The organism is Pseudomonas sp. AL10 (assembly GCF_029960685.1).
Taxonomy (GTDB): domain Bacteria; phylum Pseudomonadota; class Gammaproteobacteria; order Pseudomonadales; family Pseudomonadaceae; genus Aquipseudomonas; species Aquipseudomonas lactis.
In genome coordinates, this window is sequence record NZ_JASBQZ010000048.1 from 17,924 (window position 1) to 30,310 (window position 12,387).

Here is a 12,387-nt window from a genome sequence, read left to right on the forward strand (position 1 = left end):
TCGAGGAGATAGCATGATCGTTCGTCCCGTACGCAGCAGCGATTTACCGGCCCTGATTGATCTGGCGCGCAGCACTGGCACCGGCCTTACCACCTTGCCGGCCAACGAAGAGCGCCTGACCCACCGGGTGGGCTGGGCAGAAAAAACCTTTCGCGGCGAAGCCGGGCGCGGCGATGCCGACTACCTGTTCGTGCTGGAAAACGACGAAGGCCGCGTGGTGGGAATTTCTGCCATCGCTGGCGCCGTTGGCCTGCGCGAGCCGTGGTACAACTTCCGGGTGGGGCTGACCGTCAGCGCGTCCCAGGAACTGAATATCTACCGTGAGATTCCGACGCTGTTCCTGGCTAACGACCTCACCGGTAATTCCGAATTGTGCTCGTTGTTCCTCCACGCCGATTACCGCAACGGCCTTAACGGTCGCATGCTGGCCAAGGCGCGCATGTTGTTTATCGCCGAGTTCCCGCAACTGTTCGGCAACAAGATCATTGCCGAAATGCGCGGGGTGTCCAACGACGCCGGGCGTTCGCCGTTTTGGGAAAGTCTGGGCCGGCACTTCTTCAAGATGGAGTTCAGCCAGGCCGACTACCTCACCGGCGTGGGCAACAAGGCATTTATCGCTGAGCTGATGCCCAAGTTTCCGCTGTACAGCTGCTTTCTCTCCGAAGACGCGCGCAATGTGATCGGCAAGGTCCACCCGGACACCGAGCCGGCCCTGAGCATGCTCAAGAGCGAAGGCTTCAGCTACCAGGGCTATGTGGATATTTTCGACGCAGGCCCGGCGGTGGAATGTGAAACCAGCAAGATCCGTGCGGTGCGCGACAGCCAGTCACTGGTGTTGGCCATCGGCACGCCGGGGGACGATGCCACGCCGTTCCTGATCCATAACCGCAAGCGCGAGGAATGCCGTATCACCGCCGCTCCGGCCCGGCTGGCGGCAGGCACCCTGGTGGTCGATCCACAGACTGCCAAGCGCCTGCAACTGGTGGTGGGTGATCAAGTGCGTGCTGTTGCGTTGTCTGCTGCTCGGGAGTCGAAATAATGAATTCGCTGTATATCGCAGGTAGCTGGCTGGCTGGCCAGGGTGAACTGTTTGAATCGCGCAACCCGGTGACCCAGCAAGTGCTGTGGGCCGGCAATGGCGCCAGCGCCGAACAGGTCGAATCCGCCGTGCAGGCTGCGCGCCAGGCATTCCCGGGGTGGGCCAAGCGCCCGCTCGAAGAACGCATCAGCGTGCTGGAGACCTTCGCCGCCACGCTTAAAAGCCGTGCCGATGAAATCGCCCGCTGCATTGGCGAAGAAACCGGCAAGCCCCTGTGGGAGTCGGCCACTGAAGTTACCAGCATGGCCAACAAGATCGCGATCTCGGTACAAAGCTACCGCGAACGTACCGGCGAGAAGAGCGGCCTCCTGGGCGACGCCACCGCTGTGTTGCGCCACAAACCCCACGGTGTGGTGGCGGTGTTCGGCCCTTACAATTTCCCTGGGCACTTGCCCAATGGGCACATCGTCCCGGCGTTGCTGGCGGGTAACACCGTGCTGTTCAAACCTAGCGAACTGACCCCCAAGGTCGCCGAGCTGACCGTACAGTGCTGGGTCGAAGCCGGGTTGCCGGCGGGCGTGCTGAACCTGCTGCAAGGCGCGCGGGAAACCGGCATCGCCCTGGCGGCCAACCCAGGCATCGACGGCCTGTTCTTCACTGGTTCCAGCCGCACCGGCAACCACTTGCACCAGCAATTCTCAGGGCGCCCGGACAAGATCCTGGCCCTGGAAATGGGCGGTAATAACCCGCTGGTCGTGGACGAAGTCGCCGACGTGGATGCGGCGGTGTACACCATCATCCAGTCGGCGTTTATCTCGGCAGGCCAGCGTTGCACCTGTGCCCGCCGCTTGCTGGTGCCTGAAGGCGCCTGGGGCGATGCCTTGCTGGCGCGCCTGGTGGCGGTGAGTGCGAGCATTGAAGTGGGTGCTTTCGACCAGCAACCGGCGCCGTTCATGGGCTCGGTGATCTCCCTTGCTGCGGCCAAATCCCTGATGCAAGCCCAGGAACTGATGTTGGCCAATGGCGCCGTGGCGCTGCTGGAGATGACCCAGCCTCAGGCTCAGGCGGCATTGCTGACCCCTGGCATCATCGACGTAACCGCTGTGACGGAACGTGAAGACGAAGAGCTGTTTGGCCCGTTGTTGCAGGTGATCCGCTACGCGGATTTTGCCGGCGCCATCGCTGAGGCCAACAACACCCAGTACGGCCTGGCCGCTGGCCTGTTGTCGGACTCCGAGGCGCGTTACCAGCAGTTCTGGCTGGAAAGCCGCGCCGGTATCGTCAACTGGAACAAACAGCTGACCGGCGCCGCCAGTACCGCGCCGTTCGGTGGTGTGGGGGCGTCGGGTAATCATCGCGCCAGTGCCTATTACGCGGCGGATTATTGCGCGTACCCGGTGGCGTCGCTGGAGACGCCGAGCTTGGTCGTGCCAGCCACGCTGACCCCCGGCATAACGCTGAAGTAAGGGTGACACCGATCTAATGTGGGAGCTGGCTTGTCGGATCGCCGCATCGCTGCGATGGCATCACCTCGGTTTGGCTGAAAGACCGAGTCGACTGCATCGCAGGCAAGCCAGCTCCCACACTGGGTCGGGTTAACAGATATAGACCTGCAGTTGATGCCTATAAAAACAGATGTTCGTGGAGCCTCGCCGATGAAATCCTGTGAAGTCAATTTTGACGGTCTAGTGGGGCCGACCCATAACTACGGCGGTTTGTCCTTCGGCAACGTCGCGTCCCAAAGCAACAGCCAGCAGTCTTCCAACCCGAAGGAAGCGGCGTTGCAGGGCCTGCAGAAAATGAAAGCCCTGATGGACATGGGTTTTGTGCAAGGTGTATTGGCGCCCCAGGAACGCCCGGATGTGGCCGCCTTGCGCAGCTTGGGTTTCAGCGGCACCGACGCCCAGGTGATCGAGCAGGCGGCCAAGCAGGCCATGCCGTTGCTGGTAGCGAGCTGCTCGGCTTCCAGCATGTGGGTAGCCAACGCCGCCACCGTCAGCCCAAGCGCCGACACCGCAGACGGTCGCGTGCATTTCACTGCCGCCAACCTCAATTGCAAATACCACCGCAGCATCGAACACCCCACCACCAGCCGCGTGCTGGGGGCGATGTTCGCCGATGGCAAACATTTCGCCCACCACGCCGCCTTGCCGGCCGTGGCGCAGTTTGGCGATGAAGGCGCGGCCAACCACACCCGTTTCTGCCGTGAATACGGCGAGGCGGGCGTCGAGTTTTTCGTGTTCGGCCGTAGTGCTTTCGACCCTCGTTACCCGGCCCCGCAGAAGTACCCGGCGCGCCAGACCCTCGAAGCCTCCCAGGCCGTTGCGCGCCTGCATGGCTTGAAGGATGACGGTGTGGTCTACGCCCAGCAGAACCCGGCGGTGATCGATGCGGGTGTGTTCCACAACGATGTGATCGCGGTGGGCAACGGTGAAGTGCTGTTCTATCACGAGGATGCGTTCCTCAACACCGAACAGATGCTCGCCGAACTGCACGGCAAGCTGGGCAAGTTGGGCGGCAACTTCCAATCGGTGTGTGTGCCCCGCGCGTTGGTCAGTGTCGAGGACGCGGTGCGTTCCTACCTGTTCAACAGCCAGTTACTGACTCGTCCTGACGGTTCGATGCTGCTGATCGTGCCGGAAGAGTGCCGCGCCAATGAGCGTGTGTGGCAGTACCTGCAAGGTTTGACCGCTGCCGGCGGGTTGATCCGCGAAGTCAAGGTCTTCGACCTCAAGCAAAGCATGCAGAACGGCGGCGGGCCGGCGTGCCTGCGCCTGCGTGTGGCGTTGAACGAAACCGAGCTGGCGGCCGTGAACCCAGGGGTTATCATGACCGCGCCGTTGTACGAAACCCTGACCCAGTGGGTGGGCAAGCACTACCGCGACAGCCTGCGCGAAACCGACCTGGCTGACCCGCAGTTACTGCTTGAGTGCCGGACGGCACTGGATGAACTGACGCAAATCCTTAAACTGGGCTCGGTTTATCCTTTCCAGATCAATTAATGCCACACGGCTGAGATATTTTATTTATGACCGACACCCTGAAACTCATCCTTGAAGACACCGACGGCACCCAGCTGGAAACCTCCTGCACCCGCGTCGCCGTGGTCTGGCAGGGCAAGGAGATCTGGATCCAGCACGATGGCCGCGGCCAACTGCTGATTGGCGTGGACGTAGAAGAAGGCGACGCCGAGTACGCCAACCTGCTGATGCGCCCATTGGCCACCAACCTGATGAGCCTGCAACTGGAAATGGAACCGGCCGACGTTGAAGGTGACGACGACGATCACGTCCACGGCCCAGGCTGCAACCACTAAGGAAGCTGCTTATGCTCGCCCTCGGCAAACTGCTTGAACTGACCCTCGCCGGTCGTGAACCGGCGCAAAAAATTCAACTGACTGTCGACGGCGTGCAGATGCGCTGGCTCAGCGAAGGCGCGCTTGAAGTGCGTCCTCCTGAAGCTTTGGACAACGGCAGCGACTTGCTGCTGTCGTCCGGCATCCATGGCAACGAAACCGCGCCGATCGAACTGCTCGACCGTCTGTTGCATGGCATCGCCCGTGGGGAGATCAAGCCCCGCACCCGTATTCTGTTCCTGTTCGGTAATACCGAGGCCATGCGCCGCGGTGAGCGTTACCTCGAACTGGACGTCAACCGGCTGTTCAACGGCCGTCATGAACAAAACATCGGCCCCGAAGCCATGCGCGCCGCCGAGCTTGAGCAATTGGCCCGCAGCTTTTTCAGCCAGCCTGGCCGCTCGCGCCTGCATTACGACCTGCATACCGCGATTCGTGGTTCGAAAATCGAGCAGTTCGCGTTGTACCCGTGGAAGCAAGACCGACAGCATTCGCGCCGTGAGCTGGAGCGCTTGAACGCGGCCGGCATGCAGGCGGTGCTGCTGCAGAACAAAACCTCGATTACCTTCACCGCGTTTACCTACGAGCAACTCGGCGCCGAGGCGTTCACCCTGGAGTTGGGCAAGGCCCGGCCGTTCGGGCAGAACGACGGTGTGGACGTGTCGCGCCTGGAAGCGCGTCTGAAGCAGATCATCGAGGGCAACGAGCCCGAGACCGGTAGCCTCGACGGCCTGCAACTCTTCGCCGTTGCGCGGGAAGTGATCAAGCACAGCGACGCCTTCCTGATGCACCTGCCCGCAGATGTGGAAAACTTTTCGGAATTGGAAAGGGGCTACCTGCTGGCCGAAGACGTGGCCAAGACCCGTTGGGTGATCGAGGAGGAGGGCGCCCGCATTATCTTCCCCAACCCTAAGGTGAGGAACGGCTTGCGCGCCGGGATACTGATCGTGCCCACCACGGATGCCGGCCTGGCCTGAGAGCCAAGTCTGGCTCGGTCCAATGTGGGAGCTGGCTTGCCTGCGATAGCATCACCTAGGTATCACTGATACACCCAGGTGTCTGCATCGCAGGCAAGCCAGCTCCCACACTGAATTTAGACCGCTACCGCACGCGGCTCGCTACGACGGATCGCGCGCACCTTGTGCAGCGTATCGGCGCAGGTGCGCGCCGCTTCCTGGCCCTTGTGCACGAAGTGCTCGTAGAAGAACGTGGTGTGCTCGCTACCGGCATGGAAGTGATGCGGCGTCAGGGACACCGAGAACACCGGCACTTCAGTCTCCAACTGCACTTGCATCAGGCCGCTGACCACCGATTGCGCGACGAATTCGTGGCGGTAGATACCACCGTCCACCACCAGCGCGGCAGCGACGATGCCGGCGTAGCGGCCGGTCTTGGCCAGCAGCTTGGCGTGCAGGGGCATTTCAAAGGCGCCGCCGACTTCGAAGAAGTCGATGTCCGATTCCTGATAGCCCTGAGCGATCATTTCGGCGAGGAAGCCTTTGCGCGATTGGTCGACAATATCCTTGTGCCAGCAGGCCTGGATAAACGCGACGCGCTCGCCGTGATGGTTTTTGCTTTTGCTGTCGATTGCGGTGGGTTGCATGTTCTGACTCCTGTTTAAGAAAAAAACAGGGCGTTATGAATCGAATGGGATTTAAGGGTACGCATGCGCAAACAGGCGCGCGGCCCTTAGGTGCCAATCCCGTTCTCTCTTCATCCGGACTATGACCGTCGGCCCCGGGATCACACCGGGTCTGCTGACCTTGTCGCCGTCCTGCCTGAGCAGTTCGAGGCGCCAAGCGCTCGCGGGCTATGCACATTGCGTGCAATTACCGCCGGTGGGGAATTGCACCCCGCCCTGAGAACGTTGCCGCCAGAACCCTGGCGGCGCAGAGTTTTTAACATGGTTTTTCAAAAACTGCACGGTTGCCGTCTCGATAACTTATATCGGTTTGTTTGGTTGGTATTCGAATGAATGTAATCGGGGCTTGATATTCCGTGGCTTTGCCCGCAGTAATCACACACAAAAGGACTTATCCATTCCGTTAGAGGCCCCCTTGATGACCGTGATCGACCTGCGCAGCGACACCGTGACCCAACCCACCCCCGGCATGCTCGACGCGATGGCCAGCGCCGTCAGTGGCGATGATGTTTACGGCGAAGATCCCAGCGTTAATCGCCTGGAGGCCGAACTGGCCCAGCGCCTGGGCTTTGCCGCGGCGCTGTTCGTACCCACCGGCACCATGAGCAACCTGCTGGCGTTGATGGCTCACTGTGAGCGCGGCGAGGAATACATCGTCGGCCAGCAGGCCCACACCTACAAATACGAAGGCGGCGGCGCGGCGGTGCTGGGGTCGATCCAGCCGCAGCCCCTGGAAGTCCAAGCTGATGGCTCCCTTGATCTGAACCAGGTGCTTGAAGCCATCAAGCCCGACGACTTCCACTTCGCCCGCACACGCCTGCTGGCGCTGGAAAACACCATGCAGGGCAAAGTGCTGCCGCTGGATTACCTGGCCAAGGCCCGTGCATTTACCCACGAGCATGGCCTGGCCCTGCACCTGGATGGTGCGCGCCTCTACAACGCGGCGGTCAAGCTGGGCGTGGATGCGCGAGAAATCGCCCAGCATTTCGATTCGGTGTCGGTGTGCCTGTCCAAGGGCCTCGGCGCGCCGGTCGGCTCGGTGCTGTGTGGCTCGACGGCGCTGATCGCCAAGGCTCGGCGCTTGCGCAAGATGGTCGGCGGCGGCATGCGCCAGGCCGGCTCCCTGGCGGCAGCGGGGCTGTATGCGCTGGATCATCAAGTGCAGCGCCTGGCTGACGACCATGCCAACGCCCAATGGCTGGGTGATGAGTTACGCAAGGCCGGCTACAGCGTCGAGCCGGTGCAGACCAATATGGTGTATGTGCAGGTAGGCGATCAGGCGCAGGCGCTGAAGGCCTTTGCGGCCGAGCGTGGGGTCAAGTTGAGCGCCGCGCCGCGCTTGCGCATGGTCACCCATCTGGATGTGAGCCGGGCGCAGATCGAGCAAGTGCTGCAGACATTCGTCGCGTTTTCGCAGAAATGACAGTGCAGGCCGTCTAATTGACTGTTTCTATCACATAAACACGCTGTACCACCGGCAAAGGGCCGATATAATGCGGCCCTTTGCCGTCGCTCCGTCTGATGATGTTGCGCACTGGCCTTTGGCCGCAGCCTCCGTGGAAGAACCTAATGAAAAGCGCAGAAATCCGTGAAGCCTTCCTTCGCTTCTTCGAAGAGCAAGGTCACACCCGTGTAGCCTCCAGCTCCTTGATCCCAGGCAATGACCCAACCCTGCTGTTCACTAACGCGGGGATGAACCAGTTCAAGGACTGCTTCCTGGGCCAGGAAAAGCGCGCCTACACCCGCGCCACCAGCAGCCAGAAGTGCGTACGCGCCGGCGGCAAGAACAGCGACCTGGAAAACGTCGGCTACACCGCCCGTCACCACACCTTTTTCGAGATGCTGGGTAACTTCAGCTTCGGCGACTATTTCAAGAAAGACGCGATCACGTTCGCCTGGACCTTCCTCACCGGCGTGCTGAAGCTGCCCAAGGAAAAACTCTGGGTCACCGTGTACGCGACGGACGATGAAGCGTATGACATCTGGACCCAGCAAATCGGTGTACCTGCCGAACGCATGATCCGTATCGGCGACAACAAAGGTGCGCCTTACGCCTCCGATAACTTCTGGACCATGGGCGATACCGGCCCTTGCGGCCCGTGCACCGAGATTTTCTACGATCACGGCGACGATATCTGGGGTGGCCCGCCAGGCTCGCCAGAAGAAGACGGCGACCGTTACATCGAGATCTGGAACAACGTGTTCATGCAGTTCAACCGCACCGCCGATGGTGTGTTGCATCCGCTGCCGGCACCGTCGGTGGACACCGGCATGGGCCTGGAGCGGATCAGTGCGGTGATGCAGCACGTTCACTCCAACTACGAAATCGACCTGTTCACCAACCTGCTGAGCGCTTCGGCGGCGGCCATTGGCTGTGCCAATGAAGGCCAGTCTTCGCTCAAGGTCGTGTCGGACCACATCCGTTCCTGCGGTTTCCTGATCGCCGACGGCGTGCTGCCGTCCAACGAAGGCCGTGGCTACGTGCTGCGTCGCATCATCCGTCGCGCGTGCCGCCACGGTAACAAGCTGGGCGCTACCGGCAGCTTCTTCTACAAGATCGTGGCCGCACTGGTTGCCGAGATGGGCGATGCCTTCCCGGAACTCAAGCAACAGCAAAGCAACATCGAGCGGGTGCTCAAGGCTGAAGAAGAGCAGTTCTCCAAGACCCTGGAGCACGGCCTGAAGATTCTGGAACAGGACCTGGCTGAGCTCAAAGGCACCGTGGTGCCGGGTGATGTGGTGTTCAAGTTGTACGACACCTATGGTTTCCCGATGGACCTGACTGCCGACATCGCCCGCGAGCGTGAGTTGACCGTCGACGAAGCCGGTTTCGAGCGTGAGATGGAAGCCCAGCGCGTGCGGGCCCGTTCGGCCAGCTCCTTTGGCCTGGACTACAACACCCTGGTCAAGGTTGACGTACCGACCGAGTTCACCGGCTACAAGGCCACTGCGGGCTCGGCCAAGATCGTCGCCATCTATAAAGACGGTAAGTCGGTCGACGTGTTGAGCGAGGGTGAAGAGGCGGTTGTGGTGCTGGACCAGACGCCGTTCTATGCCGAGTCGGGTGGCCAGATTGGCGATTGCGGCTTCCTGAGCTCGACATCCGGTCGTTTTGACGTGCGCGACACCACCAAGACCGGCGGGGCTTTCCTGCATCACGGTGTGCTGGTGCTGGGCAACTTGACCGTGGGTGCGCCGGTAGACACCCAGGTCGACGCTGACGTAAGGCATGCCACGGCGTTGAACCACTCGGCGACTCACTTGCTGCATGCCGCACTGCGCCAGGTACTGGGCGAGCACGTGCAGCAAAAAGGCTCGTTGGTGGACAGCCAGCGTCTGCGTTTTGACTTCAGCCACTTTGAAGCGATCAAGCCTGAGCAGATCAAGGCTCTGGAAGACATCGTCAACGCCGAGATTCGCAAGAACACCCCGGTTGAAACCGAAGAAACCGATATCGAGACCGCCAGGAACAAAGGCGCCATGGCGCTGTTTGGCGAGAAGTACGGCGACGAAGTCCGCGTGCTGAGCATGGGCGGCAGCTTCTCGGTAGAGCTGTGTGGTGGCATCCACGCCAACCGCACCGGCGATATCGGCCTGCTGAAGATCATCAGCGAAGGCGGTGTGGCCTCGGGTGTGCGTCGTATTGAAGCGGTGACCGGTGCTGCGGCCCTGGCTTACCTCAATGCCGCCGAAGAACAACTCAAGGAAGCGGCCGGCCTGGTCAAGGGCAGCCGCGACAACCTGATCGACAAGCTGTCCGCCGTGCTGGAGCGCAACCGTGCGCTGGAGAAACAGCTGGAGCAGTTGCAGGCCAAGGCGGCCAGCGCTGCGGGCGATGACCTGTCGGCCGCGGCGGTGGACGTCAAGGACGTAAAAGTCCTGGCAGCGCGCCTGGACGGCCAGGATGGCAAGGCGCTGTTGGCCTTGGTCGATCAGTTGAAGAACAAGCTCGGCCGCGCAGTGATCCTGCTCGGCAGTGTCCATGAGGATAAGGTCGTTCTGGTTGCTGGTGTAACCAAGGACCTGACTGGCCAACTCAAAGCCGGTGAATTGATGAAACAGGCCGCTGCGACAGTAGGCGGCAAGGGCGGTGGTCGTCCGGACATGGCGCAAGGCGGTGGTGTCGATGCCGCAGCCCTGGACGCGGCGCTGGCCTTGACCGTGCCATTTGTCGAGGCAGGTATTTAAGGCACTGTTAACCGGCCCGTGGTCTAGTCACGGGCTTGTTCAGTGCGGGTGGATTGATATTAGGCGCCCCTTTACGGGCTGAGGCGGCTTGGAAATGGCTTTGATCGTACAGAAATTTGGAGGCACCTCGGTCGGTTCTGTCGAAAGAATCGAGCAGGTCGCCGACAAGGTTAAGAAGTTCCGCGATGCCGGTGATGACCTGGTAGTGGTGCTGTCGGCCATGAGTGGCGAGACCAATCGCCTGATCGATCTGGCCAAGGCCATCAGTGGTGATCAACAGCCGCTGCCGCGTGAGCTGGATGTGATCGTCTCCACGGGCGAGCAGGTGACCATTGCGCTGTTGGCCATGGCGCTGAACAAGCGTGGCGTGCCAGCGGTGTCCTACACTGGTAGCCAGGTGCGCATCCTTACAGACAGCGCACATACCAAGGCGCGGATCCTGCAAATTGATGATCAGAAAATTCGTACTGATCTGAAAGCAGGGCGCGTGGTAGTTGTAGCGGGTTTCCAGGGCGTGGATGAACACGGCAACATCACCACGCTCGGTCGTGGCGGTTCGGACACCACCGGTGTGGCCCTGGCGGCAGCGCTCAAGGCTGACGAATGCCAGATCTATACCGATGTGGATGGCGTCTACACCACTGATCCACGCGTGGTGCCAGTGGCCCAGCGCCTGGACAAGATCACCTTTGAAGAAATGCTGGAAATGGCCAGCCTTGGTTCCAAGGTATTGCAGATTCGCGCGGTGGAGTTCGCCGGCAAGTACAACGTTCCGCTGCGCGTATTGCACAGCTTCAAGGAGGGTCCGGGCACCCTCATTACTATTGATGAAGAGGAATCCATGGAACAGCCGATCATTTCCGGCATCGCTTTCAATCGCGATGAAGCCAAGCTGACGATCCGTGGCGTGCCAGACACCCCGGGCGTGGCTTTCAAGATTCTGGGCCCTGTCAGCGATGCGAATGTTGAAGTCGACATGATCGTGCAGAACGTTTCGCACGATAACACCACCGATTTCACCTTCACTGTGCACCGCAACGAATACGATGCGGCATTGAAAATCCTGCAGAACACGGCGAGCGAAATTGGCGCCCGTGAAGTGGTCGGCGATACCAAGATTGCCAAGGTGTCGATCGTAGGGGTGGGCATGCGTTCCCATGCTGGGGTTGCCAGCCGTATGTTCGGGGCCCTTGCCAAGGAGGGTATCAACATCCAGATGATTTCCACCTCGGAAATCAAAGTCTCGGTAGTGCTCGAAGAGAAGTACCTGGAACTGGCTGTACGCGCGCTGCACACAGCTTTTGAGCTGGATGCTCCGGCCCGACAGGGCGAGTAATGCGTTGCCAGGAAGGCGCGGTTTACCGCGCCTTTCATTTTTTTGTGGGGTACATGGTCTTTTGCATGGGCTCGACAATACTTAGCGAGTAGGGCTACGACCTTTTGGTTGTAGGTTGAATGCTTTTTTTTTGCAGACTGTTGTTCCTGAACTGAAATGCGTGAGGTGAAAGGTATGCTGATTCTGACTCGTCGTTGCGCAGAAAGCCTGATTATCGGTGATGGCGAAATCACCGTGACCGTGCTCGGCGTCAAAGGCAATCAAGTACGTATTGGGGTTAATGCTCCGAAAGAGGTGGCGGTCCACCGCGAGGAAATCTACCTGCGGATCAAGAAAGAGAAGGACGAAGAACCAAGCCTTTAATTTTTATCGTTTTTTATGTTTGCAAACGGGGAGGAACGTGGTTAATATACGCCCCGTGTTGCGGAGAGCTGGCCGAGTGGCCGAAGGCGCTCCCCTGCTAAGGGAGTACACCTCAAAAGGGTGTCGGGGGTTCGAATCCCCCGTTCTCCGCCATTATTTGCTTAGTACGTTGCAATCTGGTTTTTTCGGTAAGTTGTTGAAAATACTCGAAAAAATAGCTTTACATAGAGATTGAACGGCCTATAATGCGCGGCAACAAATGCACTCGTAGCTCAGCTGGATAGAGTACTCGGCTACGAACCGAGCGGTCACAGGTTCGAATCCTGTCGAGTGCACCATTTAAGAGTTAGTTGCAGCGATGCAGGTAGCTTGGCTCCAACCAGTTGTGATCTGGTCTAAAAACACAATCTGCACTCGTAGCTCAGCTGGATAGAGTACTCGGCTACGAACCGAGCGGTCACAGG

General features: G+C 60.1%; 10 protein-coding genes, 3 tRNA genes and 1 riboswitch (1 of these 14 running past the window's edge). Of the genes, 12 read left to right on the plus strand and 1 reads right to left on the minus strand.

Translation table 11 applies throughout. From position 1 onward, the window contains the following. Positions 1–13: 13 nt before the first annotated feature. From astA to astE, 5 genes are all read left to right on the plus strand, one after another. Positions 14–1,039, plus strand: coding sequence for an arginine N-succinyltransferase (gene astA / locus QK296_RS25785; protein WP_003193612.1), 1,026 nt, complete (start codon positions 14–16; stop codon positions 1,037–1,039). Then, positions 1,036–2,505, plus strand: a complete 1,470-nt coding sequence (astD, locus tag QK296_RS25790) for a succinylglutamate-semialdehyde dehydrogenase (protein ID WP_169857103.1) — start codon at positions 1,036–1,038, stop codon at positions 2,503–2,505. Before astA ends, astD begins: the two co-directional genes overlap by 4 nt. A 189-nt stretch (positions 2,506–2,694) precedes the next feature. Then, positions 2,695–4,041: an N-succinylarginine dihydrolase gene (gene astB / locus QK296_RS25795; protein ID WP_003193608.1), complete on the plus strand. Its 1,347-nt coding sequence runs from the start codon at positions 2,695–2,697 to the stop codon at positions 4,039–4,041. A 26-nt stretch (positions 4,042–4,067) separates the two neighbouring features. Then, positions 4,068–4,355 carry a hypothetical protein gene (locus QK296_RS25800; RefSeq protein WP_003175651.1) on the plus strand — a complete coding sequence of 96 codons (288 nt, stop codon included), beginning with the start codon at positions 4,068–4,070 and terminating at the stop codon, positions 4,353–4,355. Positions 4,356–4,366: 11 nt separating this feature from the next. Further along, on the plus strand, positions 4,367–5,371 hold the full coding sequence (astE, locus tag QK296_RS25805) for a succinylglutamate desuccinylase (RefSeq protein ID WP_137203941.1): 1,005 nt from the start codon (positions 4,367–4,369) through the stop codon (positions 5,369–5,371). Between the two features lie 116 nt (positions 5,372–5,487). Here astE and QK296_RS25810 read toward each other — a convergent pair whose 3' ends face one another. After that, positions 5,488–5,997: a 6,7-dimethyl-8-ribityllumazine synthase gene (locus QK296_RS25810; RefSeq protein WP_003193604.1), complete on the minus strand. Its 510-nt coding sequence runs from the start codon at positions 5,995–5,997 to the stop codon at positions 5,488–5,490. Between the two features lie 97 nt (positions 5,998–6,094). Next, a riboswitch (FMN riboswitch) is annotated at positions 6,095–6,264 on the minus strand. 190 nt (positions 6,265–6,454) lie between these two features. Between QK296_RS25810 and ltaE the strand changes: the two genes are divergently transcribed. The 7 genes from ltaE to QK296_RS25845 form a co-directional block, all read left to right on the plus strand. Further along, a complete protein-coding gene (gene ltaE, locus QK296_RS25815) occupies positions 6,455–7,459 on the plus strand; it encodes a low-specificity L-threonine aldolase (RefSeq protein WP_034133576.1) in 1,005 nt (334 codons plus the stop codon). A gap of 146 nt (positions 7,460–7,605) precedes the next feature. Further along, positions 7,606–10,224, plus strand: a complete 2,619-nt coding sequence (gene alaS / locus QK296_RS25820; RefSeq protein WP_169857098.1) for an alanine--tRNA ligase — start codon at positions 7,606–7,608, stop codon at positions 10,222–10,224. Between the two features lie 94 nt (positions 10,225–10,318). After that, positions 10,319–11,560 carry an aspartate kinase gene (locus tag QK296_RS25825; protein ID WP_003193595.1) on the plus strand — a complete coding sequence of 414 codons (1,242 nt, stop codon included), beginning with the start codon at positions 10,319–10,321 and terminating at the stop codon, positions 11,558–11,560. A gap of 174 nt (positions 11,561–11,734) precedes the next feature. Beyond that, positions 11,735–11,923 (plus strand): carbon storage regulator CsrA, encoded by a 189-nt coding sequence (gene csrA, locus QK296_RS25830; protein ID WP_003175645.1) that lies wholly within the window; start codon positions 11,735–11,737, stop codon positions 11,921–11,923. Between the two features lie 62 nt (positions 11,924–11,985). After that, a tRNA-Ser gene (locus tag QK296_RS25835) sits at positions 11,986–12,076 on the plus strand. A 108-nt stretch (positions 12,077–12,184) separates the two neighbouring features. Beyond that, a tRNA-Arg gene (locus QK296_RS25840) sits at positions 12,185–12,261 on the plus strand. A gap of 72 nt (positions 12,262–12,333) precedes the next feature. Further along, positions 12,334–12,387 (plus strand) — tRNA-Arg (locus tag QK296_RS25845) (it continues 123 nt past the right edge of the window).